General features: G+C 65.1%; 20 protein-coding genes and 4 pseudogenes. 7 read left to right on the forward strand and 17 right to left on the reverse strand.

All coding sequences use genetic code 11. The features are described from left to right. The first annotated feature begins 3 nt into the window (after positions 1-3). The 3 genes from IG194_RS32415 to IG194_RS32425 are packed head-to-tail and all read left to right on the forward strand — an operon-like array spanning position 4 to position 6,828. The gene (locus tag IG194_RS32415; protein ID WP_011114056.1) at positions 4-2,067 is read left to right on the forward strand and encodes a DNA topoisomerase III; all 2,064 of its coding nucleotides are present in this window, start codon (positions 4-6) and stop codon (positions 2,065-2,067) included. 21 nt (positions 2,068-2,088) lie between these two features. Next, a complete protein-coding gene (locus IG194_RS32420) occupies positions 2,089-2,478 on the forward strand; it encodes a protein TraD (RefSeq protein WP_006122510.1) in 390 nt (129 codons plus the stop codon). Between the two features lie 3 nt (positions 2,479-2,481). Beyond that, on the forward strand, positions 2,482-6,828 hold the full coding sequence (locus tag IG194_RS32425) for a zincin-like metallopeptidase domain-containing protein (protein ID WP_011117147.1): 4,347 nt from the start codon (positions 2,482-2,484) through the stop codon (positions 6,826-6,828). A gap of 264 nt (positions 6,829-7,092) precedes the next feature. Here IG194_RS32425 and istB read toward each other — a convergent pair whose 3' ends face one another. Together istB and IG194_RS32435 are read right to left on the reverse strand one after the other, a co-directional pair. Beyond that, on the reverse strand, positions 7,093-7,935 hold the full coding sequence (gene istB / locus IG194_RS32430) for an IS21-like element ISAav1 family helper ATPase IstB (RefSeq protein WP_019372643.1): 843 nt from the start codon (positions 7,933-7,935) through the stop codon (positions 7,093-7,095). Then, positions 7,925-8,221: pseudogene (locus IG194_RS32435) on the reverse strand (IS21 family transposase); the annotation flags it as partial. The gene istB and the pseudogene IG194_RS32435, both read right to left, overlap by 11 nt. On the opposite strand from IG194_RS32435, the gene IG194_RS32440 reads away from it, so the two are divergent. The 3 genes from IG194_RS32440 to IG194_RS32450 all read left to right on the forward strand — a co-directional run bounded on the left by IG194_RS32440 (position 8,198) and on the right by IG194_RS32450 (position 10,172). Next, the gene (locus IG194_RS32440) at positions 8,198-9,073 is read left to right on the forward strand and encodes a hypothetical protein (RefSeq protein WP_058487124.1); all 876 of its coding nucleotides are present in this window, start codon (positions 8,198-8,200) and stop codon (positions 9,071-9,073) included. The pseudogene IG194_RS32435 and the gene IG194_RS32440 overlap by 24 nt on opposite strands. Positions 9,074-9,080: 7 nt before the next feature. Next, entirely contained in the window at positions 9,081-9,530 is a 450-nt protein-coding gene (locus tag IG194_RS32445; protein ID WP_040435306.1) for a nucleoside deaminase, read from the forward strand. A gap of 261 nt (positions 9,531-9,791) precedes the next feature. Further along, the gene (locus IG194_RS32450; RefSeq protein ID WP_064987548.1) at positions 9,792-10,172 is read left to right on the forward strand and encodes a ring-opening amidohydrolase; all 381 of its coding nucleotides are present in this window, start codon (positions 9,792-9,794) and stop codon (positions 10,170-10,172) included. 107 nt (positions 10,173-10,279) lie between these two features. Here IG194_RS32450 and IG194_RS32455 read toward each other — a convergent pair. Both IG194_RS32455 and IG194_RS32460 read right to left on the reverse strand, forming a co-directional pair. Continuing rightward, positions 10,280-11,194: pseudogene (locus IG194_RS32455) on the reverse strand (IS91-like element ISPps1 family transposase); the annotation flags it as partial. Continuing rightward, positions 11,195-12,175: pseudogene (locus tag IG194_RS32460) on the reverse strand (dihydrolipoyl dehydrogenase family protein); the annotation flags it as partial. Between the two features lie 136 nt (positions 12,176-12,311). Between IG194_RS32460 and IG194_RS32465 the strand changes: the two are divergent. Further along, positions 12,312-12,641, forward strand: a pseudogene (locus tag IG194_RS32465) (DUF4158 domain-containing protein); the annotation flags it as partial. A gap of 42 nt (positions 12,642-12,683) precedes the next feature. On the opposite strand, the gene IG194_RS32470 reads toward IG194_RS32465, so the two are convergent. The 13 genes from IG194_RS32470 to trbB are packed head-to-tail and all read right to left on the reverse strand — an operon-like array spanning position 12,684 to position 24,615. After that, complete coding sequence (locus IG194_RS32470; RefSeq protein WP_011114052.1) at positions 12,684-13,319, reverse strand: transglycosylase SLT domain-containing protein; 636 nt, start codon at positions 13,317-13,319, stop codon at positions 12,684-12,686. Between the two features lie 13 nt (positions 13,320-13,332). Then, positions 13,333-13,920, reverse strand: a complete 588-nt coding sequence (locus IG194_RS32475) for a TrbM/KikA/MpfK family conjugal transfer protein (protein WP_010890138.1) — start codon at positions 13,918-13,920, stop codon at positions 13,333-13,335. 17 nt (positions 13,921-13,937) lie between these two features. After that, positions 13,938-15,656: a P-type conjugative transfer protein TrbL gene (trbL, locus tag IG194_RS32480; RefSeq protein WP_011114051.1), complete on the reverse strand. Its 1,719-nt coding sequence runs from the start codon at positions 15,654-15,656 to the stop codon at positions 13,938-13,940. A gap of 10 nt (positions 15,657-15,666) precedes the next feature. Beyond that, positions 15,667-15,894 carry an entry exclusion lipoprotein TrbK gene (trbK, locus tag IG194_RS32485; RefSeq protein WP_011117181.1) on the reverse strand — a complete coding sequence of 76 codons (228 nt, stop codon included), beginning with the start codon at positions 15,892-15,894 and terminating at the stop codon, positions 15,667-15,669. 9 nt (positions 15,895-15,903) lie between these two features. After that, the gene (trbJ, locus tag IG194_RS32490; protein ID WP_010890135.1) at positions 15,904-16,668 is read right to left on the reverse strand and encodes a P-type conjugative transfer protein TrbJ; all 765 of its coding nucleotides are present in this window, start codon (positions 16,666-16,668) and stop codon (positions 15,904-15,906) included. Positions 16,669-16,688: 20 nt separating this feature from the next. Continuing rightward, positions 16,689-18,110: a TrbI/VirB10 family protein gene (locus IG194_RS32495; RefSeq protein WP_011114050.1), complete on the reverse strand. Its 1,422-nt coding sequence runs from the start codon at positions 18,108-18,110 to the stop codon at positions 16,689-16,691. A 4-nt stretch (positions 18,111-18,114) separates the two neighbouring features. Further along, positions 18,115-18,603 (reverse strand): conjugal transfer protein TrbH, encoded by a 489-nt coding sequence (locus IG194_RS32500; protein WP_006122479.1) that lies wholly within the window; start codon positions 18,601-18,603, stop codon positions 18,115-18,117. A gap of 2 nt (positions 18,604-18,605) precedes the next feature. Continuing rightward, positions 18,606-19,505: a P-type conjugative transfer protein TrbG gene (gene trbG, locus IG194_RS32505; protein ID WP_006122480.1), complete on the reverse strand. Its 900-nt coding sequence runs from the start codon at positions 19,503-19,505 to the stop codon at positions 18,606-18,608. 17 nt (positions 19,506-19,522) lie between these two features. Then, positions 19,523-20,305 carry a conjugal transfer protein TrbF gene (locus IG194_RS32510; protein WP_011114048.1) on the reverse strand — a complete coding sequence of 261 codons (783 nt, stop codon included), beginning with the start codon at positions 20,303-20,305 and terminating at the stop codon, positions 19,523-19,525. Continuing rightward, positions 20,302-22,860 (reverse strand): VirB4 family type IV secretion/conjugal transfer ATPase, encoded by a 2,559-nt coding sequence (locus IG194_RS32515; protein ID WP_011114047.1) that lies wholly within the window; start codon positions 22,858-22,860, stop codon positions 20,302-20,304. Before IG194_RS32515 ends, IG194_RS32510 begins: the two co-directional genes overlap by 4 nt. Next, positions 22,857-23,168: a conjugal transfer protein TrbD gene (locus IG194_RS32520; RefSeq protein WP_001207961.1), complete on the reverse strand. Its 312-nt coding sequence runs from the start codon at positions 23,166-23,168 to the stop codon at positions 22,857-22,859. The genes IG194_RS32515 and IG194_RS32520 overlap by 4 nt, the downstream gene beginning before the upstream one ends. A gap of 3 nt (positions 23,169-23,171) precedes the next feature. After that, positions 23,172-23,636 carry a conjugal transfer system pilin TrbC gene (gene trbC, locus IG194_RS32525; RefSeq protein ID WP_011114046.1) on the reverse strand — a complete coding sequence of 155 codons (465 nt, stop codon included), beginning with the start codon at positions 23,634-23,636 and terminating at the stop codon, positions 23,172-23,174. Between the two features lie 16 nt (positions 23,637-23,652). After that, positions 23,653-24,615 (reverse strand): P-type conjugative transfer ATPase TrbB, encoded by a 963-nt coding sequence (gene trbB, locus IG194_RS32530; protein ID WP_000132020.1) that lies wholly within the window; start codon positions 24,613-24,615, stop codon positions 23,653-23,655. Positions 24,616-24,923: the final 308 nt, after the last annotated feature.

The raw sequence follows: 24,923 nt of genomic DNA on the forward strand, positions 1-24,923 counted from the left end.
ACCATGCGCCTTTTCATCGCAGAAAAGCCGTCCGTCGCCAAGGCCATCGCCGGCGAGCTGGGCGCGACCGGCAAGGGCGACGGCTTCATCGAGTGCGGCACCGACAAAGTGACCTGGTGCTTCGGGCACATGCTCGAACAGGCCGACCCCGACGAGTACACGCCCGATGACGTGCCGCGCGGCCAGTCCGGCAAGAAGGTCTGGCGCGTCGATGAGCTGCCCATCATCCCCGAGAGCTGGATTCTCAAGCCCAAGGACGACGCGAAGAAGCAGCTCGCCGTGATCGGCAAGCTGCTCAAGGAGGCCAAGGAGATCGTCAACGCCGGCGACCCCGACCGCGAAGGCCAGTTGCTGGTTGACGAAGTGCTGGAGCACTTCCGCAACAGCAAGCCGGTGCGCCGCTTTTGGGTGAGCGCGCAGGACTCCGTTTCCGTCAAGCGCGGCCTGGCCGCGTTGAAGGAGAACACCACCTATGCAGGCTGGGCCGACGCTGCACGCGGGCGGCAGCGCGCCGACTGGCTGATCGGCATGAACCTCAGCCGCGCGTACACGCTGCGCGCGCAGCGCGGCGGCTCGCGCGCCCTGCTGACCGTGGGCCGCGTGCAGACGCCGACGCTGGCCCTCGTGGTCGCCCGCGACCGCGAGATCGAGGCATTCAAGGCCGTGCCGTACCACACCATCCGGGCGGTGGTGCAGCACGCCGGCGGCAGCTTCGCCGCCGCATGGAAGGCGAAGGAGGATCAAGCCGGCCTGGACAGCGAAGGCCGCCTTGTCGATACCGCCGTCGCCGACGCCCTGGTGGCCGCCGTCAAGGGCCAGCCGGGCACCATCGCCGCGTACAAACAGGAGGCCAAGAAGCAGAACCAGCCGCTGGCCTTCGCCCTGTCCGACATTACGGCACTGGCCTCGGCCAAGTTCGGCTACAGCGCCGAGGACGTGCTGAACACCTGCCAGGCGCTCTACGAGACGCACAAGCTGACCTCGTACCCGCGCACCGACTGCGCCTACCTGCCGGAGTCGCAGCACGCCGACGCGCCGCGCGTGCTGGAGGCGATCAAGCACGTCAACCCCGAACTGGCCGGCCTGGTCGATGGTGCCGATCCGCGTATCAAGTCCAAGACGTGGGACGACTCGAAGATCACCGCGCACCACGGCATCGTGCCGACCATGCAGAAGGGCAGCAAGGCCGCCCTCAGCGAGCGCGAGCGCAACATCTACGACCTGATCGTGCGCGCCTACCTGGCGCAGTTCTACCCGCTGCACGAGTACATGCAGACCACCGTGGGCGTCGAGATCGCGGGCGAGAACTTCGCCGCGAGCGGCAAGGTAGTCACGCGCAACGGCTGGCGTGACGTGTACAGCCAGGCCGACGAGGAAGGCGAGAAGGACGAGGACGACGACAGCGGCACGCAGGCCCTGCCGTCGATGGCCCAGGGCGACGCCGTGACCTGCACGGACGCCACCCGCAAGGACGCCAAGACGAAGCCGCCAGCGCGCTTTACCGAGGGCACGCTGATCCGCGCGATGGAGAACATCCACAAGTTCGTCAGCGATGCCGAGCACAAGAAGATGCTGCGCGAGGGCGACGGCATCGGCACGTCGGCCACCCGCGCGTCGATCATTTCCGAGTTGAAGCGGCGCGAGTTCCTGGCCGTCAAAGGCAAGCAGATCATCAGCACGACCCTCGGCCGCAGCGTCATCGACGCGCTGCCCGAGGTTGTGAAAAGCCCGGTGCTGACCGCGCTCTACGAGCGGATGCTGAAAGGCGTCGAGCAGGGCACGGCCGCCCTGGACGCCTTCATCACGAAGCAAGAGACGTTCATCCGCGACCAGGTGGCGAAGGCCAACAGCGGAGCCGTGACCATCGCCGGCGGCAAGGAAGCCGCGCCGGTGTCATCCCTTCACAAGTGCATGGCCTGCGGCAGCGGCTTGTCGCGCCGGCCGAGCAAGAAGAAGGGGCAATTCTGGTGGGGTTGCAGCAACTTCCCCACATGCAAGCAGACCTACCCCGACCTCAAGGGTCGGCCCGACTACAGCAAGGGCCGCAACGGCCCGGCATCCGAATGACCACAGCGAAGGAGATCGACCATGAACGAGCAAACCACCACCAACACCGCCGCCCACGACGAGCCGCTGGCCGTCCTGCCGCCGGTTGACGACGACGCCGCCGGCCGCGAGGCCGTGCGCGAGAAGATGGCCGACGCGCTGACGCCCGGCTTCCAGGTCGAGTTCGACCCCGACGAAGCCGAGCGCGTGGGCGCGTTCGTGGAGGACGCGCTGTCCGAGCAGGACGCCGCCGCGAGCGGCGACGACCTGGTGGAAGTCGATGGCGCGCTGGAGCCGGCATTCCTGGACGACGAAGGCCCGAGCGCCGACATCCCGCCGTTCATCACCACCACGAACGCCCGCGAGCTGTACGACCTGCGGCCCGGCGAGACGGTTGCCCAGGCCGCCGCGCGCAAGGCGTCGGAGGGCTGACCCATGCCGATCACGAAAGCCGAGGCGCAAGGGGTGACGCGGGCTTTCGTCCGCGACTACCCCGGCGCGCTGGAGCTGGCCTACAAGTTCCGCGAGGACGCGGCCGAGCTGTACGGGCCGCGAGCGGCCGAGGTGCCGGCCGACATGAAGGGCGGCTACGTGCCCAAGGAGACGCTGCACGCCGGCCGCGCCTACCGTGGCCGCGTGGACGTGCCCTTGCAGAACGTCGAGAGCGCCAGCGACCTACTGATGACGCTGCGGCACGAGGTGCTAGGCCACTACGGGGCCAACACCTTCGCGCCGGGCGAGAAGCGCGCCTTGCTGGACGGCCTGGCGGCCGCCCGCAACGAACCCACCCTCAAGCCGCTATGGGATGACGTGAACCGGCGCTATGCCGGCCAGTCCCTGGACGTGCGCGCCGAGGAAGTGTTTGCCCTGCACTGCGAGGGCATCGAGCCGAGCCAGCACCAGGTCGCCGACCAGGTGCAGCAGCGCGGCCAACAGTCATTCACGGAAACCTGCATCGCCCGCGTGCGGCCCATGCAGGCCGACGACCTGCACAACATCGTGTGCATGGTCGCCCAGGGCCTGCGCGACCGTTCCCGGACACAGCAGAACTTCCCTCAGTTCAACGAGCTATTCCGAAGGGACGAGAACATGGAGCCGAAGAAGCCGTTTCACGAAGTCGTGGCCGAAAAGCTGATCGAGCAGCTCAAGGCCGGCACCGCACCGTGGCAAAAGCCGTGGGAGCCGGGCGAACCCAACGCCTACCTGCCGATGAACCCGACCACCGGCAAGCGGTACAAAGGGATCAACGCCATCCACCTGATGGCCCAGGGCCGCAGCGATGCGCGCTGGATGACCTACAAGCAGGCCGCCGCCGTGGGCGCGCAGGTTCGCAAGGGCGAGAAAGGCACGCCGGTTCAATACTGGAAGTTCAGCGAAGAGCAAGACAAGCTGGACGACAGCGGCCGGCCCGTCCTCGATGCGAAGGGCCAGCCGGTCAAGGAAACCGTCATGCTGGAGCGGCCGCGCGTGTTCTTTGCGACCGTGTTCAACGGCGAGCAGATCGACGGCCTGCCGCCGCTCCAGCCGAAGAAGGAACAGACTTGGAACGCCGTCGAGCGCGCCGAGCACATCCTGAAAGCCTCGGGCGCGACGATCACCCACGCCGCCGGTGATCGGGCGTTCTACCGCCCTTCGACCGACAGCATCACCCTGCCGGAGCGCGGCCAGTTCCCCAGCTCCGACCGCTACTACGCGACCGCGCTGCACGAGCTGGGCCACTGGACGGGCCACGCTTCGCGCCTTGACCGCGACCTGGCGCACCCGTTCGGGAGCGAGGGGTACGCCAAGGAAGAGCTGCGCGCCGAGATCGCTTCCATGATCGTCGGCGACGAGCTGGGCATCGGCCACGATCCGGGCCAGCACGCCGCCTATGTGGGTTCGTGGATCAAGGCGCTGCAAGACGAGCCGCTGGAGGTGTTCCGCGCGGCCGCCGATGCCGAGAAGATTCACGACTACGTGCTGGCCTTCGAGCAGAAGCAGGTTCAGGAGCAAGACCAGCAGCAGAGCCAGGCCCAGGACGAAGCCGTGGCCCAGGCCCTGGCCGTGGACATTGCCGAAGTCCTGGACAACCCGGACGTGTCTTTCAGCCACTACCAGGCATTCCAGGGCGACACCCTGGAAGACGCCTTGCGCAGCCGTGGCCTCGAAACCGTGGGCAGCATCACCGGCACCGATCCCGAGCAGTTCTACGCGGTCGCGCATGACCGGCTGTCGCCGGTGTTCGGCATCGACCCGAGCCACACCGACACCGACAACGCCTACCTGGAGCGCAAGGGCTTGGCGCAAGAGTTCGCCAACATGGCCGAACAGCTCCACCTCGCGCAGCAGCTCCAGCAGCACGGCGAACAGATCGTGTCGAGCATCGACGCCGAAGCCAGGTGGAGCGACGGCCAGCGCATCTTTGCGTTCCACGACCAGGACGGTGAACCCCACCAGGTTCGCAGCCTGGACGAGCTGAACAACTACGCGCCCGACCAGTTGATGGCCCTGCCGGCGCTGACCCAGCAGCAAGCGGCCGTCGCAGACCAGGAGGCGAACATGACCCCACCGACCAACGACCAGGCGGCCGCCCTGCTGGCCGCCCATCCTGCCGACGCGGTGCAGGGCATCGAGCAGGCCGCCGCCGCGCGCCGGCAGCTCGCCGCCGGCGAGATCGACGGCCAGGCGTTCGCCGACGCGACCCGTCAACACCTTGGCGTTGAGCTGCCGCCCGACTGGAGCGGAGAGCTGCGCATCGTCGGCGTGGCCGAGCAGGACGGCCAGACCGTCGATGCCGCCCAGGCCGGCATCGAGCCGCAGGCGTTCCAGGTCTACGCGCGCAAGGCCGATGCGCAGTTCGGCGAGGACGCCTTTGCCTTCGTCGCCGGCACCCGCACCGAGGGCCAGGCCGAGGCTCTGGCCGAGCGCCTGCACCTGGTCGATGCGCTGGGCACCGACAACCAGCACGAGCGCGCCGCCAAGCTGGCCCGCGTGCAGGAAGAGCGTGTACGGCGCGACCCCAACGCGACCGAAGAGGACATTTCAGCCGCTAAAGAGGCACGCAAGACCGCCGAGGCGTCGGCCATGCTCAACGACAGCGACGCGCAGCGCCGCGCGGCCGAGCTGGAGCGCCAGGAACGCGAGCGGCAGCAGGCGCAGCCGCAGGCCGAGAAGCCCGAACGGCAGTACATCAACGTGCCGTACAAGGAGAAGGACGAGGCCAAGAGCCTCGGGGCGCGTTGGGATCGGCAGCAACAGTCCTGGTACGTGCCGCCGGGCACCGATGCCGCTCCCTTCGCCAAATGGGCGCAGGGAGCCGCTACAGCGGCCGTAGAGCCGCGTTCGGCCCAGCCGGCACCCGAAGCCCAGGGCGAGGCGCAGAAGCCCGCGCAGCAGGCCCAGCAGGCCCGCCAGTACCTGGCCGTGCCCTACGAGCAGCGCAACGCGGCCAAGGCCGCCGGCGCGCTTTGGGACAAGGCCGCGAAGTCCTGGTATGTCGGCCCGCGCGCCGACGCGGCGAAGCTCGAACGCTGGAAGCCCGAGAACGTGCAGGCCCAGCAAGGGCCAGCGATGACGCCAAGGGAAGAGTTCGCCGAGGCCATGCGCAGCGCCGGCCTGTTCACCGGCAGCAACGCCCAGGGCGATCACCCGATCATGGATGGCAAGCGGCACCGCGTGCCGGTCGAGGGCGGCAAGAAGGGCGCGCTCGATGGCTTCTACGTGGGCCACCTGGACGGGCACCCGGCCGGGCGGATCATCAACAACAAGACCGGCACGGACATTACCTGGAAGAGCAAGGGCTACGCCTTGAGCGACCAGGAGAAGGCCAAGCTCCAGGCCGAGGCGGCCGAGAAGCTGGCACAGCGAGCCGTCGAGCAGGACAAGGCCCAGGAGGCCACCGCGCAGCGCGTCGGTCGGCAGATGGCCGACCTCGTGCCCATCGAGCAGCCGACGCCCTACCTGCAAGCCAAAGGCATCCAGGCGCAGGCCGGCGTGATGACCGACCGCGAAGGCCAGAAGACCTACATCCCGGCCTTCGACGCAGAGGGCAAGCAATGGACGATGCAATACATCCAGGAGGACGGCACTAAGCGGTTCGCCAAGGACTCGAAGAAGGAAGGATGCTTCCACCCGGTCGGCGGCATGGACGCCCTGGCGGCCGCGCCGGCGCTGGTGATCTCGGAGGGCTACGCCACGGCGGCCCAGGTGGCCGAGGCCGTGGGCCACGCCACGGTCGCCGCCTTCGACAGCGGCAACCTTGAGGCCGTGGCGAAGGCGCTGCACGCCAAGTTCCCGGACAAGCCGGTCATCATCGCCGGCGACGACGACCGGCACCTGGTCATGACCCACGGCAACAACCCCGGCCGGGAGAAGGCCGAGGCGGCCGCCCAGGCCGTGGGCGGCAAGGCGATCTTCCCGATCTTCGCGCCGGCCGAGAACACCTACCCGCGCGACTTGCCCGCCATCACGCCCGACAGCTTCAAGACCCACCTGCGCGCCGAGCAGCGCCTTGCCGACGCCGCCGCCGGCAAGGTCGAGCTGGCCGGCGACGAGGCGGCCAAGCTCAAGGCGTCGATGTTGAGCGGCGCGCAGATCGCGGCGCTGTCCACGATGAAGCAGCACACCGACTTCAACGACTTGGCGCACAAGAGCGAGCTGGGCATCGAGGGCGTGAAGCGGCAGATCGGCGCGGCCATCAGCCAGGTGCAGCGCGACGAGCAGCAGCACCAGGAGCAGAAGCACGTCGAGAAAAAGCAACAGCAGATCGAGCAGCGCCCACGGCGGGCCGCTCGCATCGGATAAGTCGAAAAATCCGGCTAAAGTGGCCGAGCTGCACATCAGGCCGCGCGGTTTTCCTCCCTGATCGCCGGCGCGGTTTCTTCCTCCCTGAACCGCATGCAGACTTGCCGCCTCGGACACCCCGAGGCGGTTTTTTTTCGCCTCGCTCGGGGTCTCCTCGTTTTCAGTGCAATAAGTGACGGTACGCAAAGCTAGCACTGGCGCGGGGGTGGTCTGTGTTGAATCACGAGCAAAACTGAGCCAGGCGTCACGTCCAAAACTGAGCCACTAAGTTGACGAAGAAATGGACTGTTCGGATGTGGATAAGTCTACTGCGTGATCTGTCTGGGGTGCTCCTTTGGCCGTTTTGGTTCGTGTGGCTCTGATGATCGAAGACGGTTGTGCAGTCGAGTGCCTGAAGCGCCAGCTCTGGTTGCCGGTTTCGACGATGTGGCAGTGATGGGTGAGTCGGTCGAGTAGCGCGGTGGTCATCTTGGCGTCGCCGAACACGCTGGCCCACTCCGAGAACGACAGGTTGGTGGTGACGACCACGCTGGTGCGCTCGTACAGCTTGGACAGCAGGTGGAACAGCAAGGCCCCACCGGCTTGACTGAAGGGCAAATAGCCCATCTCGTCGAGGATGACGAGATCCACGTACATGAGCCGATGTGCCAGTTGCCCGGCCTTACCTTGAGCTTTCTCGGCCTCCAGCAGATTGACCAGCTCGACGGTCGAGAAGAAGCGCACCCGCTTACCATGTGCACGGATGGCATGAACGCCCAGGCTTGTGGCAAGGTGTGTTTTGCCCGTGCCTGGGCCGCCCACGAAGACCACGTTGTGGGCTGAGTCGATGAACTTGAACTCGTGCAGCTGACGCACCAGCGCCTCGTCCACTTGGGCCTGATCAAAGGCAAAGCCAGCCAGATCGCGGTGGTGAGGGAATCGGGCCACCCGCATCTGGTAGGCCATGGAGCGCACTTCCCGGTGCGCGCCCTCGGCCTTGATGAGCTGATGCAGAAGGGCTTCGTGGTCGAGCGATTTGAGCCGGGCGATGCCCAGCAGTTCCGGCCAGGCACTGGCCATGCCGTGCAGGCTCAAGCCCTTGAGGCTTGCTGCGATGTCATTGGACATGGTCATCCTCCTGGGACTGGCGCAGGCTGTCGTAGCGCGACACGTCGGCCTGAGGCGGCTCGTGCAGCGTCAGTGAAGGCAAGGCTGCTTCAGGCAGGCTTTGCACGGCTTGGGGCTCCTTGAGCCTGGCCAGCACGTTGAGCACATGGTCGGCACTCACGCGGCCCGATTGCAGCGCCAACTCCACGGCCACCAGCACGTCATCGAGCCCGTGCAGGGTGATGGCCATGAGCACCTGGGCCATCACCCGGTCGCCGCCAGGGTGGCGAAGCAGGTGCGCTTGCAGGGGCGAAGCGACGTCTGTGCACTGCCGTTCGGCATCAACATCATCACCTTAATCGCCTTTGTTTTCCTCGTACTTTACCCAGCGAAATTCATCGGCGAGGCACAGGGATTGACCGGGGATGATGTCGCTATCTTTGCTTGGCGGGCCGGTATACTGGCTTGTTTCGTCTCGGGGCTCATCGAGTTCTTCGGCAGTTTCGTGGCGGAGAGTATCCGTCGATTTACGCCACGGGCTGCGCTGCTCGCACCCGTTGGAGGCATTGGCCTCTGTTTCCTTTCGATGGACTTTTTCTTTCGTGCCTACGCCTCTCCGCTTCTCGGGCTCGTCACACTCGGTGTCACATTTCTGTTCTATTTTGGACGGCTTCGCATCAAGGGTGGGATCCCTTCCGGCCTGATCATCCTGGTGACCGGCACTGGCCTAGCGTGGATGCTCCATTTTGTCCAAGGCGCGCAGGTAGTCCCGGTCGGAAACCTCGCTGATGCCCGCCTCGCTTTCTATCCGCCAGTTCCTGTGTTGGGCGATCTGGTCGCTTCGTTCTCGATGCTTCCCCTGTTTCTGCCTGTAATTCTCCCCATCGGATGCATCAGTGTGATCATCTCCCTGCAAAACATTGAATCTGCGACGGCCGCCGGGGATCGCTACCCGATGCTGCCTTCAATGCTTTATAATGGCGTATCGTCGATTCTCACGGGCGCGTTCGGCAGCCCGTTTCCGACGAGCATCTACATCGGGCACCCGGGTTGGAAGGCGATTGGGTCGCGAGTGGGTTACTCTGTGCTCAATGCGGTGTTCGTATCTATTCTTTGCCTGACAGGTCTAAAAATAACCTATGGAACACACGAAATTTGAATCAAGCATGCTGCAGATCGCAATCGAGGAGGCGGAAGCAAGTTTCCTAGAGGGAGGCCTTCCCATCGGATCGGTACTCGTCCACCGCGGCAAGCTGGTCTCACGCGGACGCAATCTCCGGGCGCAGACCGGCAGCACTCTCCATCACGCAGAAATGACTGCGCTCGCCAACGCCGGTCGGCAACCGCCGGAATTTTATCGAGAAACTGTGCTCTACACGACGCTTTCGCCCTGTCCAATGTGCACAGGAGCGATGATCCTATATGGTATTCCCAAGGTCGTGATCGGCACCCCAACCGTTCGCGAGTGGGGTGAAGATCGTCTGCGGGAGCTAGGAGTCGAGGTCGTGCACACCCGCAGTGAGGCCTGCGCGGAACTGCTCTCCCGTATGATCACGCAGCAGCGTGAGCTGATCCGGGAAGATGGTGGCAATTTTTTTGCGCAAGCAGGGGTGTGACCGCCATGTACAATGCGGCCAAACTCGGTAGTGAAGCGGTCCACGGTCTTACGAGGCTTCAGAAAATTCCTTTCGATGAGGATCTTATTGAGCGGGTAAGGGCAGCTCGCGGAGGCTCGCCGCGCAACACGCGAGTGTCGCGTGCCATCGACTTGATTTGACGATTGAACCAGCTTCTGTCTTTCGCCCATGACTGATCGGGCCACGGCTAGAAAACGAGTACTGGGCGGCTAGCTTTGCGGAATTTAATCTGATTCACCTATGGATACGTCATCGCTTATAAAAGTGGCGCAGTCTGGGCCGGACGATGTAGGGGCGCTCGACCGAGCGCTTGCGGCGGCGGGTATCCCTCACAGGAAGATCACGGGTATTCTCGGGAAGACGGAGGGTAACGGCTGCGTCAACGACTACACACGCGGATTCGCCACAGCAGCCCTGCGGCACTATCTGCAGCAATTCATGGAGATGACTGCGGTGGATGCTGTGCCGATCATCATGTCGGGTGGCTGTGAAGGAGTGATTTCTCCTCATCTCACTGTATTCTTTGACGTTGATGTGCCCACGGATAGGAAATTCAACCGCATGAGGCCAAGTATGGCACGAGTTTTGGGCCTCGAAACACGTTCGGCCAAGGAAGGTTGAGCGCTCGCTTGCCGCTCAATGGCAAGAGCTTGGGAGGCAGTATGCATTTGGGCCTGGCGCGCGTGCAGCTGCTTCCCCGCAGCGATGGATACCGCCGCTTCACTGGGTCACCAATTGACGCGCTGGTCTACCTCGTCGGGTTGAGCTGCCAGATCCCAATCCGGCTCGCCTTGCGCACCATCATCCACCGGCGCGTCGCAGCCCTCCCACAGCGGTGGCCCGCGTGCCGGGGTGATGTGCGGGGGGGCAGACTCCACCCCGATGTGGTTCAGGATGTGGCGGATTTCGGCGCTGTGGGTGATGAAGGCAATGATGCGCATCTGCCCACCGCACATGGGGCACAGCAGCGGAAATGCCTCGTAGATGCGGGCAATCAGCACCGCCCACAAGTAATGCGCCGCTCGCTTCGGGCGTGCTTCAGGTTCGGGTGTGGGTGTGGCCGCGTTGCCCGGCGCCGCCACCCCAGGTACGCCCGCGCCAGGTTGTGCAGTCTCCACCGTGGCTGGTTGCGACGCAGCAGGCTGGGCCAGCGCCGTTACCGCCGCTCTCAGCGGCGAGTTTGGTGCCAGCACACCAAAGTAGCGGTGCCGGTGGGTGCGTGGCGGTGGCACCAGCGCGGCGATGCGGTCGATCAGTTCCAGCGGTGTGAGGTGCAGCTCATCTGCCTTGGCACCACGCTTGTCACTGGTGGGCTCGCTGCGCTGTTTGGCACAGCGGTACACCAGTTTGCTTCCCTCTTTGCGTAGGCGCTCCATGGAAAACGGTGGACGCGCGCAATAGCGCAGCAGCCGCTCCAGCGCAGCGCGGTCGTGGGCTTCGATGCAGACACCGGCGTCCACCGAGAAGCCGCTGTGTTTGTAGCCCAGCATGTCTTTGGCGTCACAGTTCTCCAGCAGGCCCCGAGCAACGAAGGCGCGCAGGATGCGTTTTTGCAGTGTGGTCTGCACTGGGGCCACGGTAGCCGCATCGATGCCGGTGGCCGCGTGAAAGATGACACCCGGCGATGAGATTCGAGGGGTCGCTGCTTCGGGGCTGTCGTCGAACAGCAGCTTGGTGAAGCCTTCGTCGCGGCCGTTGGCAATGGCGCGGCCCGAGGCCGTCCAGGGGAACAGGCCCTTCTTGACCTTGATGCCTTGGGCCTTGGCCTGGTCTTCCGTCAGGCCCACCCAAGCCACTTCAGGGTCGGTGTAGGCCACGCTTGGGATCACGCGGGCGTTGAAGGCGGCGCTTGCCAGCTCTTTGTTGCCTTGCAGTTCACCGGCAATCACTTCTGCCGCCACGTGTGCCTCATGCACCGCCTTGTGCGCCAGCATGGGCTGGCCCACGATGTCGCCGATGGCAAAGATGTGCGGCACGTTGGTGCGCATCTGGATATCGACGTTGATGAAGCCACGGTCCGTGACGGCCACGCCAGCCTTTTCAGCGGCAATCTTCTTGCCGTTGGGCGTGCGGCCCACGGCCTGCAGCACCAGGTCGTACACCTGGGGTTCGGGGGTGGTGCCGCCCTCTTCCGCTGGCGCGAATGTGACCTTGATGCCTTCAGGTGTGGCCTCGGCACCCACGGTTTTCGTCTTCAACATGATGTTGTCGAAGCGCTTGGCGTTCATCTTCTGCCAGATCTTGACCAGGTCGCGGTCGGCGCCCTGCATCAGGCCGTCCATCATTTCCACCACATCCAGGCGTGCGCCCAGGGTGCTGTACACCGTGCCCATTTCCAGGCCGATGATGCCGCCGCCCAGGATGAGCATGCGTTTGGGCACGCCGCTGAGCGCCAGCGCGCCGGTGGAATCGACCACGCGCGGGTCGTTGGGCATGAACGGCAGGCGCACGGCCTGGCTGCCAGCGGCGATGATGGCGCGCTTGAAGGCGATGACCTTCTTGGTGCCCGTCTTCTCCTGGCCCGTGCCGGTGGTTTCTTCCACTTCGAGGTGGTTGGCGCCGACAAAGGCACCGTAGCCGCGAACGGTGGTGACCTTGCGCATTTTGGCCATGGCGGGGTCTCCTCGTTTTCAGTGCAATAAGTGACGGTACGCAAAGCTAGCACTGGCGCGGGGGTGGTCTGGGTAGACCGTTGATTTCATTGACTTTCCTGTTCGCTTTGTAAACGGGTATGGTGGCCTCCCACTTTTGAGGTTCACGATGCAGGGTTGGCACACAACGTTTTTGGGGATGCGTGGGCTCCCCCGCGATATCAGCGACTTCGAGATGAAGGCATTTTTCACCTTCGATGGTGCCGAGCGCGACGCAATCAATGCACGCCGAGGTGATTCCCACAAGCTTGGTCTGGCGCTCCATATTGGTTTCCTGCGCATGAGTGGGCGTTTGCTCGGTGCCTTTCGGGTAATTCCAGTAGCCTTGTGGCGCCACCTTGGCAACGAGCTTGGCATTGCAGCACCAGAAGTCGCCTCGCTGAGAGCCATGTATGAACGCGGGCGCACGCTATTCGATCACCAACAAGTAGCCTGCACGGGGAATTTGTCCATGTTTAGCCGCTAAATCGGAAGAGCCGGCCTACTCGGCCGACCCCTCGCGTGAAGTGTTGAAAGACACCGTGCGGGGCACGTAGCCGGCCACCGACACGCTGCGAGCTGCTGCGGCCGCTGGGGCGGCCTGCTGGGGTGCTGGTGCCGGCCTGGCCGCCGGCGTCGCCCGCTGGGCCACCGTCGCGGGCTGGCTGGGCGTCGAGGGCGTGGCCCCGGCCTTCGTCACGTCAAGCGTGACGAACCGAGCTTCGAGCCAATCGGCCCACTTCGACGCCTTGCGCATCAAGTCGGCCCGGTACACCGCGTTGTACTGCGGCGTGCGCGAGTGGTAGTTCGCCGCCTTCGTCCAGAGGTCGCCCTTGTCGTTGCGGATGTGCATCCGCAGCCGCCAGGCGGCCAGGTCGAACGAGTAGCAGCCGGCAGCCGCCACATCGTTCGCCGTGATGCCGTATCGGGCCAGGTCGCCCAGGTACGCGGTGTTGAACTGCATCGGGCCAACGTCATGCGTGCCATTCGAGTTGCGCACCCACTGGCCCGGCTTGCCGCCCTCTTTCTCGGCGACGGCCAACACGATGTTGACCGGCACCTCGTACTTGACGGCGGCCGAGATCGAGCAGACGACGCGCTCCTGGAGCTGCGGCGGCAGATCGGCGAAGAACGGCATGCCCTCCCCTCCCTCAGTTCAGCCAGGACTGGCGGCGGCGCTCTTCGTCCTCGCGCCGGATGCGTTCGTTGTACTCGGCCAAGGCGCGGTCATAGTCGCGCGCTTCGACCCAATACCCGCCCCGCTCTGGCGTCCCGACATAGCGCGGCAGCGTGCCGCTGCTGGCGAAGTCGGTGTAGGCGTGGCCGGTGTAGGCCCCGCAGTAGTCAGGCAACTGGTTGCTGATGTACGTGCGCCCATCGTCGTAGCCGCCCGTCCACATCACCAACGTCGAGTTCAGCGACTGCGCGTCGCACCGGCCAGCGCCGCGCGAGATCGCCGACACGAGCGACTGCATTTCCGGCGTCTGGCTCGCCACCGGGCAAAGCTGGAGGAAGTTCAGGCGGGCGCGGATCGTGTCCGACAGCTTGCGCTTCGTGATGTTGAAGTACCGCGACAGCGACGGCGTGCATTCGCTCGGGCGCGTGCCCGACGACAGGCACAGGATCGCCTCGCAGGCCAGGCGCGTGTCGCCGGTCAGCACGTCTTGCGCGCTGGCCGTGCCGGCGGTCGATCCGAGGGCTGCCACGAGGGCGGCCAGGGCAAACAGTTTCTTCTTCATGGTTGGACTCTCCTTGGTTACGCAGTTGTGCCGTCGCGGCCTTGCTCGCGGTTGGCGAACGCAGCTACTTCGGACTCGGGATCGGCATCGGCAGGGCCGCCTGCCAGGCTGTTGTCGCCGAAGCTCGGCGCGGGCTGCTGGTCGGGCACGTCGATGTTCTCGGCCGTGCCGCTTCCTTGCGCCTTGATCGCGGCGGCGATCTTTCCGCCAGTGGTGTCGGCGATCCGCTCGGCTGCGGCTTCGCGCAGGCTCGCGGCTTTGGCCTTGGCAACATCGGCGGTTCCCTTCGCCAAGTTCGCGCCGGCGTCGGCGGCGATGCGGCCGGCCGTGCCGAGGGCCGATGCGGCCGATGCGAGCAAGCCGGGGCCGGTGCTGCCCGGTGCGGCCTGCTGCCCTTGCCCTGCCCCGCCGGCGGGCTTGGGTTCGTTCTTGGCGGCCTTGTCGGCACTGCTGCCGGTGCTGGCCGTCGAGCTGCTGCCCTGGCCGCCGGCGTCGGCTTTGCCGCCGCCCTTATCGCCGCCCTTCGAGCTGCCCGAGCTGCTGCCGGTCGAGGGGCTGCCGCCACCCGACGAAGAGCCACCGCCGGAGCTGCCGCTAAAGCCCGCAGCCTGAGCGAAGGGCGTGCTGCCGGTGCCGGCGTCGCCGCCGCCGCCCGCACCGCCGCCCGAGCTGCCGCCGCCCGAGAAGGCCGACATAACGTCCGTGCCTGCCGACACGTTCTCATTGGCCTTCGAGAAGGCGGCCATGACGGCAGAGGCACCACCGGCGGCCGAGGCTGCGCCGGCGGCCAGAGCGGCGCCGCCGGTCGCGGCCGCTGCTGCTGCCATGCCTGCGGCACCCAACGCAGCACCTGCACCGAACTGGCCGATGCCGGCACCGCCCACGCTCGCGCCGGTGATGATCCCGGCGATGAGCGGCGGAATCTTGTTGACCAACGCCAAGAGGATGATGACGACGATCAGCATCACGCCCATTTCCTTGAGGCTGATGCCGGCGCTCATGCGCGAGTAGTAGTCATCGAGGAAGGTCTTGCCGATGCCCACCAGGAGCACCATTGCGAAGAGCTGCGCGGCCACGCCCAGGACGACCTTGTAGTAGTTGATCGCCATGTCGGAAGTCCAGCGCGAACCACCGAAGCCGAGGAAGAACACGCCGCCGTAGGCGAGCACCCAGCCCGACGCGAGCAGCAGAAGCATATTCACACCGACCAGGGCCAGGATGACCAGGATCGCCACGGCCATGAGGATGCCGGCCATGCTGTCCACCGGCGACCACACCGAGGACTGATCCATCACCTTGTCGAAGATCGCAAAGCCCACGTCCACGATGCCCGAGGGCGACAGAGCATTGCCCAGGCCCGTCGCGTTGCCGGCGAGCTGCCGCAACGACGCATAGATGGACGAGGCGAAGTTAGGGCCGTTGGTTAGCGCCCACCAGAAGAAGCCGGTAAAGATCGTGAAGCGGACGAACTCCGCGAAGAACTCGCCAATGTCGGCCTTGCGCAAGGCCATCATGCCGAACGTCCAGACCATCGAGATCACAACCAGCGTCCAGAAGAGCCAGGTTGCGGCCGTGGTGATGACACCGGCCCAGCCGCTCGCGGCGGCCTGGTAGCGATCCAGCACGCTATCGAACACGCCGGCGTTGTCGATGGCCGCGTGGGCATCGACCGCGAAGAACGCCAGCCAGACGAACAGCGGCAGGGCGAGGGTTTTTAGATTGGCTGGCATTCTCATCGTCAGCACCTCACCATTCGCGTTTCGGGCTGGGCTTGAAATCCCCACCACGACGCAAGCACAGCGACGAAAAAGCCTGCTGGACGCCCTTGTCCTTGATCTTGGCGATGTTCTCGGGCTTGCAGTTCTCGTCGTTCACTTCCGGCATGGGGGCCGTGGCCGGCTTGTTGTCGCAGCCGGCGACCAAGGCCGCCACGAGGGCGGCCGAGGCCAAGGACAGAGCCTTGATTGCTTTCATGAATCCCCCTTACCAGGTGCGCGCCGGGCTGGCCCGGTAGCTGCCCTGGCGCAGTTGTGCGGCCGCTGCCGCCTGCTGGGCTTCCTTGTCGGCGTCGGCCTGCATCTTGGTTGCCATCGCGTTCTGCTGCGCGATCAGCAGGCCACGAATCTGCAAGAGCTGGTTGGCCTGCTGGCTGGCGAGCTGGTTGGCGTAGCCGATGGCCTGCATTTGGCCCTGCGCGCCCTGCGCTGCCGATTGAAGACGCTGCAACGTCGCTGCATCGGCCGTGAGATTCGTTTGCTGCCTATCGAGGCCCTTGAACAAGGCATCGTTGGCCTTCTTCTGCGACTCGCTCGCGAGCTGGGCCACATTCCGAAGTGCTGCGCGTTCCGCGTCGGAGCACCCTGCCGCCGTAAAGCACGGCGAGTTCTTGTAGTAGTTCACGTCCTGGAACTTGCCGATGTAGCTGTCCAGGCTGCCGAGTTGGGTCTTGTAGTAATCCAGCGTGTTGACCGCGTTCATCAACCCGTTGATGGTCGATTGCGCCTGATCCCAGATATACGCGGCCGGGGCCATCGTGTTCTGGAGTTGGTTTTGATACTGCTGGAGCTGGGTGCTGTACTGCTCAATTTGCTTGAGCGTCTGGGCCACCGATTCGATGGCCGTCATGATGTTCTGCGACAGGTTGGTGCCGTCGATGACGGGGATGCCAGCCTGCACAGGTGTGACCGCCAGCGTGCTCGAAACAGCAATGACGAGGGCCAATTTAGCGGCTAAAAACTTCGGCTTCATGGTGCTTTTCTCCTATGGCGTTAGTAATCGAAGGAACGGTACGGCTTGGAAAACGTCATGTCCTTCGTGACCACGACGTTGAAGCGATACCCCGGCCGAATTTCCAGCGTCGGCGAAATGCTCAGGTTCTTGGCGATGAGTTGCGCCGTAACCTGGCCGAGCTGCTGGCCGAGGGCTTCGCTTAGGGCACTGCTGGCGCTCGGTGCGCCATAGGTGTTTGTGGCCTGGTTCTGGCGTTGGCTGTAGGTGATGCCTGCTGTCACGCCGGACATGAGGAAGGCCGAGCCGAACAGGCGCACATAGTGGTTGTTCACCTGGTCGTGGAAGCCCGCGTATCCCGCGCTGTCCGCGCCTGGCATCGCGCCAATGTCCATCGCCTTGCCATCGGGGAACACGATGCGTTGCCACGCAACCAGCACGCGCGCTTGGCCGTAGGCCACGTCGCTCGAATACGAGCCGACGAGGCGCGATCCCTGCGGGATCAACAGGTGCTTGCCGGTCGGTGTGTCGTACACGTCCTGCGCGACCTGGGCCATGATTTGGCCCGGCAGATCGGAGTTGATGCCCGAAATGAGCGTGGCCGGCACGACGAAGCCCGCGCGCAGCTCGAACGGTGTGCGCGGCGCTTCCGGCTGCGAATCCAGCTTCCAGCGGTCGCCCTGCCCACCTTGGCCGAACTGCGCCATGCTGTTGCGCCCGCCGCCGCTGGTCGAGGTTTGCAGGAGCTGCGGCGCACCGCCCGCGCCCATGCCGCCGGCGGCCGGAGCCGCGCCGCCACCACCGACGCCCATGCCGCGAATCTGCGCCAGGCGTGCTTGATAGGCGGCGGTCGGATCGTTGCTGCGCTGCGCGTCGATTTGCTGCTGCACCGCTGCGATGCGGTTCAGCATTTCATCGCGCGTCTGCGGCGTGCCGGTGTAGGTGCTCGGGCCACCCGGCGCGGAGCCGTTGCTACGCGGGGCATCCACGCGCACGGTGGTCTTGGCCTTCACGGCTTCGCCGAACATCTGCATCTTCGCCATGCGGATGCGCTGGGCCTCGTCGTCGTTCACCGGCTGGCCCGGGTTGCCGGGGTTGGCCGGCGGGGCCGGCGGCGCGTCCGGGTTGGACGGCCGCGCGATCTCCAGCGGAGCCGACGCCGGGCCGGTCGGCATGTCGGGCACCTTGAGCGGGCTTGCCGGCTCGATCAAGCCGCCGGTCTTGTCGCCTGCGATCTCCTTGGCGAACATCGACGTGTTGCCGGCCTTCTCCTTGGGGCCGTCCGCCGGCGCGTTCTGCTTGGCCGCGCGATCCGCCGCGACCAGGGCCATGACCAGCACGAACGACAGCAGGACGCCGCCGAGGATGTACATGGGCATGTTGTTGACGCGACGGACGCCCGCCTTCTTGGACACTTCGCCAGGCGAAGCGTCAGGTGCCATCTGATCGGCGTTTTCTGTCATGGCGTCACTCCTTGCGCACCCAGTACCCGGCCGGCGCGAACGTGCCGTTTTGCGCCAGGTAAGGGCGGGTGATGGATTGATTGCCGACCATCAAGGTCAGGCGGTACAGGTTCGAGTCGCCAGCCTGGTCGAGCACGTAGCGCAACGGCAGGCCGCCCGACGCGGCCGTGGTGGCCGGTGCGCTCGCCTGCGATGCCGCCGAGGCCGGGGCCTGCGTGGAAGCGCCGGCCGGGGCGTACTCCAGGAGGGCATAGCCCTTGTCGCGCAGCGACTTGACGAGCGCCTGGCCGAACGGATCGGGCGTCGGCTGTTGCAGCTCCAGGCGCGTGCGCGCCGGCGCGTACAGCGTGGCGAGCTGCTGCACCGCGTCGGTGGCGAGCTTCTGCTGATCGAGCGCGGCCGACTGGACGAAGTTGCCGTACTGGCTGGTGGTTGCGCAGCCGCCGAGGCCCAGGGCGAGGGCGAGCAGCGCGAGAGAGACGATCTTGCGCATGGTCACTTCCTCCGGCTGATGGTCACGCGGTCTTGGCTACTGCCAACACCGGCAATCAGGATCGCGCGGTCAAACACCGTGTCCACGATGTAGCGATTGCCCTGCACGCGGTAATTGACCAGCACCGTTTCGTCGTCGGTGAACAAGCCGCCCTCTTTGCGCACGACCAGGAGCGTCGGCGCTTCGGTCTGCTGCATCGTGCCGGGCATTTCGATGATGGTCTTGCGGCCATCGTTGTAGACGCGCACAGGCTTCCAGCTCGCCGACCCGGACAGCTCATAGTCGAACGAGAGATCGCCCAGGTACTCGCCCGTCGCCGGCAGGGTGTTGTCGGTGCGTTCCTGCTTCTCGCGGCGCTGGATCGCGTCCCACTTGGCTTGCGCTTCCTCGGGGTACGTGAACGAGACTTGCGGCATGTACTCGGTGCGATGCGAGCGCAGGCGGAAGTGGTAGCTGCGGCGGTTCGTGGTCACAACCAGGCTGGTTTCGAGGCCCACGTCCATCGGCTTGATGATGAGGTGCTGAACCTCGGTCGCGCCGCTGCCGGTGATGGCCGGTTCCACCGTCCACCTGGCCGTGTCGCCCAGGTTGATCGAGTTCACTTGTTCGCCGGGCTGCAAGGCCACGTCGCACACCTGGAGCACCGCGCAAACGATGCTCGGCTGCTGCGCGCCGTACACGAACTTGATGGCACCGCCCGAGCCGGCCACCGGCTTGATGCCGGTCGCCGACCCCGCTTCCCACCGTTTGGCGATGGCGAGCGCCGCGCGCTCTTGAGCGGTCAGCGTCGGGTTGGTCTTGTTGAAATACTTGTCGGCAATGTCGTCGCCAGGGGCGGCCAGAGCCAGGGAGGGCACCGCCACAGCAGCGCCCACGATCAAAGCGGAGAGGGTTTTCTTCATGGTGGATGACCTCGAATTCATTGGATGCGGGACCAGGAGTAATCACGCACGTAGATGCTCAACGGGTTGTTCCGCAGTTGCTCATCGGTGGTGTTGGGCGTGACCTCGGCGATGTAGGTAGTCACGAGCGCGCGCCAGGTGACGGGCTGACCTTTCAGCGTGCCTTGGCGGTCGCGCGTGGTTTCCACCCACTCGACTTGCCAGGTGTCGGGCGTTTGCGGGATGACGGTCTTGATCTCGACGCTGACCATTTCCTTCTCGGCGCGCTTGAACGGGCTGGAATCGGGCGTGCCGTTCAACCACTCGTTCATCTTTGGCGTCGCCGGATCGTTGGGGGCGAGCATCGAGTACGCCTTGAACACGCACTTGCGCTGCAAGGCCACGTCAGGCGACACCATGCGCGCGCAGCTCATCCAGTCCGCAACGGCGGCGTGGATGACACGCGGATCGGCCTTCCCTGCGGCCTGCACCGGGCCGGCGGCCACCGTCTGGCCCAGCTTGTCCACCTCGACCACGTAGGGGATGAACTTCGACTGGCTGCCGATGTGGATCACGCCACCCACGCCGGCCAGCGCGATCAACAGCGACAGGATGCCTATCACCTGCCAGGTTTGGCGCTGCGAGACGACGCTGCCCACGTGATCGTTCCAGGTGCGGCGCGCGGCCAGGTAGGGGTTCTCGGCCTCGCCCGCACGGCGGCCGCCGGCGAGCGGTTCCTTCGAGCGGCGCGGATCGCGCGGCTCGGCGGAGTTGGCGGGCTTCTTGAAGATCAAGCCCTTGAGGGTGTCGGCGATGCTCATGCGGCCTCCAGGTAGTCGTTGAGATTCAGCCCACGGCCGGCCAGCCACTCATGCACCCATTCGTGGCCGAACTTGGCTTCGAGGCTCTTGATGGTGGCGACCGATTCCTTGTCGGACGCACCGACGAAGGCCAGGGCCATCGGCCCCAGGGCAAGGTCATAGAGACGGCGGCCGTTCTCCGAGACGTAGTAGTACTGACGCTTCGGAATGGCAGTCGCCAGGATTTCGATCTGACGCGCGTTGAGGCCCATACGGCGATAGAGCGCCGATGTGTCCTCATCCCTGGCGTAGACGTTAGGCAGGAAAATCTTGGTCGCGGTCGATTCCACGATCACGTCCAAGATGCCCGAGTTGGCCGCGTCGGAGAGGCTTTGCGTCGCCATCAGCACAAGGCAGTTGGCCTTGCGCAGCACCTTGAGCCATTCCCTGATCTTGGCGCGGAACGCGGGGTGGCCCAGCATCAACCAGGCTTCGTCCAGGATGATGACGGAGGGCTGGCCTTTCAGTGCGCGCTCGATGCGGCGGAACAGGTAGAGCAGCACCGGCAGCGCGAACTTCTCGCCCAGGTTCATCAGCTCTTCGATCTCGAACACCGTGAAGTCGGACAGCGACAGGCCGTCCTCTTCGGCGTCGAGCAGGTGGCCCATCGAGCCGTCCACCGTGTACTGCTTGATGGCCTCGCGGATCGCCTCGTCCTGAATCGTCACCGAGAACTCGGAGAGCGTGCGCGCGCCGCTGGCGTGCATGCTCATGATCGCGTTGCCGATCTCGTTGCGCTGCGCCGGCGTGGTGTTGACGCCGTTCAACGCCAGGATGGTGTCGATCCACTCCATCGCCCAGGCCCTATCCCCCTTCGTTTCGAGGAACTGGAGCGGGCAGAACGCCAGGCGGTCATCGTCGGCGGCCACCGTGAAATGCAGGCCGCTCTTGCCCTTCGTGGCCGCGCGGATGCCGGCCGCGAGTGGGTACATCGACATGCCCTTGTCGAAGGCGTAGATCGACATGCCGGCGTAGCGACGGAGCTGCGCGGCGATGATGCCCAGGTGCGTCGATTTGCCTGCGCCGGTCGGGCCGAACATGAAGGTGTGGCCCAGGTCGCGCACGTGCAGGTTCAGGCGGAACGGCGTAGCGCCCACCGTCACGCAGTGCATGAGCGCCGGCGACAGCGGCGGGTACATCGGGCACGGAGCCGTGGCGCTGCCCGTCCAGATCGAGCTTGTCGGCAGCAGGTCGGCCAGGTTCATCGTGTTGATGAGCGGCCGGCGCACGTTCTCGACGCCGTGGCCGGGCAAGCTGCCCAGGTACGCATCGAGCGTGTTGATCGTCTCGATACGGGCCGCGAAGGCCAGGCGGTTGACGGCCTTCTCGACCAGGAGCGCGGAGGCCGCCAGGCGCTCCCGATCCTCGTCCATCAGCACGACTACGCTGGTGTAGTAGCCGGCCGCCACCAAGCCGCTGTTGACCTCGGCGATGGCCGCCTCGGCGTCGCCGACCATCGCGGCCGCGTCCTGGTTGATCGAGCCGGTATTCGTGTTGAACACCTGATCGAAGAAGCCGCGAATCTTCTGCTTCCACTTCTTGCGGAACTTGTCCAGGTGCTTCAAGGACTCGTGCTGATCCATGAAGATGAAGCGGCTCGACCAGCGGTATTCGCTGGGCAGCTCGGCCAGGGCCGAGAGCACCCCAGGCGTTGACTCCAAGGGGAAGCCTTCGATGGCGACCACCTGGATGAACTTGCGCCCGATCTTGGGCACGACGCCGCCCCACAGCTCTTGCCCGCCGATTACCGCATCGAGGTACATCGGATTGCTGGGCAGCATGACCGGGTGATGGAGGCCCGTCACGCAGAACTGCAACCAGCTCAGGAAGTCATCGTGCGTGACTTCCCTGCCCTCTTCCGACACGACTTTTTGGCCGCGCAGGCGCGTCATCTTGACCGCCGAGGACAGGCGCGATTCCAGGCTGGTGATCTCGCGCTTGAACTGCGCAATCAGGCCCGTAGTGCGCGCCGTATGGTCGGGAGCCACCGCATCGTCATCGAACATGAGTTCGACAAACTTGCGCTGGGCCAGCACTGGCGGGAACCACGTGACGGTCAGGACAAAGTAGCCCTCGAACATCGCGCCCAGGCCCTCGAACAAGCGCCGGCGTTCCTCGTCAATGGCGAAGGAAACGGAGTCGGGGAACGATGACACGCCCCGCTCCGAGTAGTTCGGCGCAGGCCGACGCACAGCATCGACATGCACCATCCAGCCGTTCCCCAGGCCCGCCAGGGCCTGGTTGATGCGGAACGACACCATTTCCCGCTGTTCCTCGGTGCTGCTGGCGTTGTCATCACCCTTGTACAGCCAGGCGGCCATAAAGGAGCCGTTCTTGCCCACGATCACGCCGTCATCGACCACGGCGGCGTAATTGAGCAGATCGGCCAGGCCGGCATCCTTGGCGCGATGCTTCTTGAGCTTCAGCTCGGCATCGACAGCCCGGATGCGGGCAAAGAGGATGAGCAACAGAACCGCACCGAGCACAGCAATGGCAATTGCGATTGCTTCGATCATTTGTATTGCTTCCCTTGACTCGGCGTGTTGTCACGGAAGGGCGTGCTGCGAGCCGGGTAGTACGGCTTGTACCGGCGGTGCCGCAGGTACACGTGTCGCAGCTTCGGATCGGCCTTCGCCATGAGGCGCAGCGCGAAGAGCGCGCCGAACCACAAGGCGATGCCGAACACCGTTGCCCTCACTTCTTGGGCGCTGAAAATCAGCGCGCCGGCCAGCAGGCCCGAGAACATCACCAGCTCACGATCCCCGCCCATGAACAGGTTTTCTCGGTTGCCGGCCCTACGGATGGGGATCGCGCGCAGAGCCATGACTTACCCCGCGATGTGGCCGCGCTCGGCCCAGCGCATGACGGCTTCGCCGGGGAAGCCGGCCACGTCCAGCGCGGCGACCTTGACCTGGTGCAGCGCGCCATCGGTCAGGGCGGCGATTTCCGCGCCACGGCCGAAGAACGTGCTCATCATGTTCTGCGCGCCGACCAGCAGGGCCATGACCAGGACGATGAAGATCAACGTGCGGAAGAAGCCGTTGAGTTCGCCGCCGAAGATCAGGATGCCGCCGGCGACCACGATGCCGATGATCGACAGCGCGAAGGCCACCGGGCCGGTGACGGAGTTGCGGAGGTTGGTCAGCCAGCTCTCATACGGCAGAGAGCCGCCGGTGCCCTCGGAGGCGAATGCGTGCTGGGGGGCCAGCAGGAAGAACGCCAGGAGGGCGAAGAGGCCCATGTAGAACAGGGCGTTGCGGTTGAGGCGGAATGCCGGGAAGGTTGCTTGCATTGGTCGTAACTCCTAGTCAGAGGGTTTTGGTGATGTACTGGCCGTTGGCGAACCCGGAAACCTCCAAGATTTCCTGGATGCGCCGCGAGCCTTCGACGCGGGCGATATGAACAACCACGTGAACCGCCTCGCCGATAAGCGGTTCAATGGGTTTCGGGGAATCGGGGTGCATGCTGATGAGCATGGCGAGCCGATCCAATCCAGCTTTGGCGTTGTTTGCGTGCAGGGTTGCAGCACCTCCTTCGTGCCCGGTGTTCCAGGCCATCAACAGATCAAGGGCTTCGGGGCCGCGCACCTCGCCGACCAGGATTCGGTCGGGGCGCATGCGGAGGGTGGTTTTCAGCAGCGCCGTCATGTTCACGTCGATGCTGGTGTGGTACTGGACGTAGTTCTCGGCGGCGCACTGGATTTCGCCGGTGTCCTCGATGATGAAAACCCGCTCGGTCGGGTCTTGAATCACCATCTCGTTGATGATCGCGTTCACCAGCGTGGTCTTGCCCGAGCCGGTGCCGCCGATCACAAGGATGTTCCGGTGCGCGCGCACCGCTGCAATCAATGCCTCGCGCTGCGGCGCGGTCATGATTCCGCGTTCGACGTACTGATCGAGCGTGAAGATGGCGACGGCCTTCTTCCGAATGGCGAAGGTGGGTGCGGGCACAACCGGCGGGAGCTGGCCGGCGAAGCGACTGCCATCAAGGGGCAGCTCGCCTTCCAGGATCGGCTTGGAGCGCGTGACTTCCTTGCCGTGGTAGCCCGCGATGGTTTCGATGATGGCTTGCGCCTGCGCGACGCGCAGCGTGCCGATGCACTTCATCGGCTCGCCCAGGCGTTCGAGCCAGAGCTTGCCGTCCGCGTTGAGCATGATTTCAACGGTCTTGGGATCGTTGAGGGCGGCCAGCAGCTCCGGCCCCATGTCGCGTTCGAGCTTCTTCTTCGCCCGTTCCTTGATGCTGTTGTGTTCTGGTTTCTGGTCGGTCATTCCGTATGCCCTGTATGCCGTTGCGTTTCGCGCATTCTACACAGGTTCATACGATATACCGAACTAATTTCGACCGCAACACCGAAGCGCACAAGGGTGACTTCGGCCGCGACGTTGCATCGCGGATTGCAGGGGCGAAAGAGGCGACAACGCGGCGCATGCTCCGTGCGCCCTCGCGCCGAACCCGTGGCGTTTGCGTTATGGGTTGTCCGGGGGTTGAGCCACCCCGGCGGGCTTTAGCGGCTAAAACTTGGCTGGCTCTTGTGGCTCAGTTCCGCGCCGCTTCCCTTCCCTTCTCACATCCTGGC

This window comes from Pseudomonas sp. ADPe (assembly GCF_014843515.1).
Classification (GTDB): Bacteria; Pseudomonadota; Gammaproteobacteria; order Pseudomonadales; family Pseudomonadaceae; genus Pseudomonas; species Pseudomonas citronellolis.

Bases quoted from the DNA above. Each gene is read 5' to 3' on its own strand.
- IG194_RS32450 (WP_064987548.1), top strand. From the start codon at position 9,792: ATGGATACGTCATCGCTTATAAAAGTGGCGCAGTCTGGGCCGGACGAT.
- trbG (WP_006122480.1), bottom strand. From the start codon at position 19,505: ATGAAGAAAACCCTCTCCGCTTTGATCGTGGGCGCTGCTGTGGCGGTG.
- IG194_RS32425 (WP_011117147.1), top strand. From the start codon at position 2,482: ATGCCGATCACGAAAGCCGAGGCGCAAGGGGTGACGCGGGCTTTCGTC.
- IG194_RS32445 (WP_040435306.1), top strand. From the start codon at position 9,081: ATGCTGCAGATCGCAATCGAGGAGGCGGAAGCAAGTTTCCTAGAGGGA.
- IG194_RS32470 (WP_011114052.1), bottom strand. From the start codon at position 13,319: ATGCCGTTCTTCGCCGATCTGCCGCCGCAGCTCCAGGAGCGCGTCGTC.
- istB (WP_019372643.1), bottom strand. From the start codon at position 7,935: ATGTCCAATGACATCGCAGCAAGCCTCAAGGGCTTGAGCCTGCACGGC.
- IG194_RS32510 (WP_011114048.1), bottom strand. From the start codon at position 20,305: ATGAGCATCGCCGACACCCTCAAGGGCTTGATCTTCAAGAAGCCCGCC.
- trbL (WP_011114051.1), bottom strand. From the start codon at position 15,656: ATGAGAATGCCAGCCAATCTAAAAACCCTCGCCCTGCCGCTGTTCGTC.
- IG194_RS32500 (WP_006122479.1), bottom strand. From the start codon at position 18,603: ATGCGCAAGATCGTCTCTCTCGCGCTGCTCGCCCTCGCCCTGGGCCTC.
- IG194_RS32495 (WP_011114050.1), bottom strand. From the start codon at position 18,110: ATGACAGAAAACGCCGATCAGATGGCACCTGACGCTTCGCCTGGCGAA.
- trbK (WP_011117181.1), bottom strand. From the start codon at position 15,894: ATGAAAGCAATCAAGGCTCTGTCCTTGGCCTCGGCCGCCCTCGTGGCG.
- IG194_RS32520 (WP_001207961.1), bottom strand. From the start codon at position 23,168: ATGGCTCTGCGCGCGATCCCCATCCGTAGGGCCGGCAACCGAGAAAAC.
- IG194_RS32475 (WP_010890138.1), bottom strand. From the start codon at position 13,920: ATGAAGAAGAAACTGTTTGCCCTGGCCGCCCTCGTGGCAGCCCTCGGA.
- IG194_RS32515 (WP_011114047.1), bottom strand. From the start codon at position 22,860: ATGATCGAAGCAATCGCAATTGCCATTGCTGTGCTCGGTGCGGTTCTG.
- trbC (WP_011114046.1), bottom strand. From the start codon at position 23,636: ATGCAAGCAACCTTCCCGGCATTCCGCCTCAACCGCAACGCCCTGTTC.
- IG194_RS32415 (WP_011114056.1), top strand. From the start codon at position 4: ATGCGCCTTTTCATCGCAGAAAAGCCGTCCGTCGCCAAGGCCATCGCC.
- trbJ (WP_010890135.1), bottom strand. From the start codon at position 16,668: ATGAAGCCGAAGTTTTTAGCCGCTAAATTGGCCCTCGTCATTGCTGTT.
- IG194_RS32420 (WP_006122510.1), top strand. From the start codon at position 2,089: ATGAACGAGCAAACCACCACCAACACCGCCGCCCACGACGAGCCGCTG.
- trbB (WP_000132020.1), bottom strand. From the start codon at position 24,615: ATGACCGACCAGAAACCAGAACACAACAGCATCAAGGAACGGGCGAAG.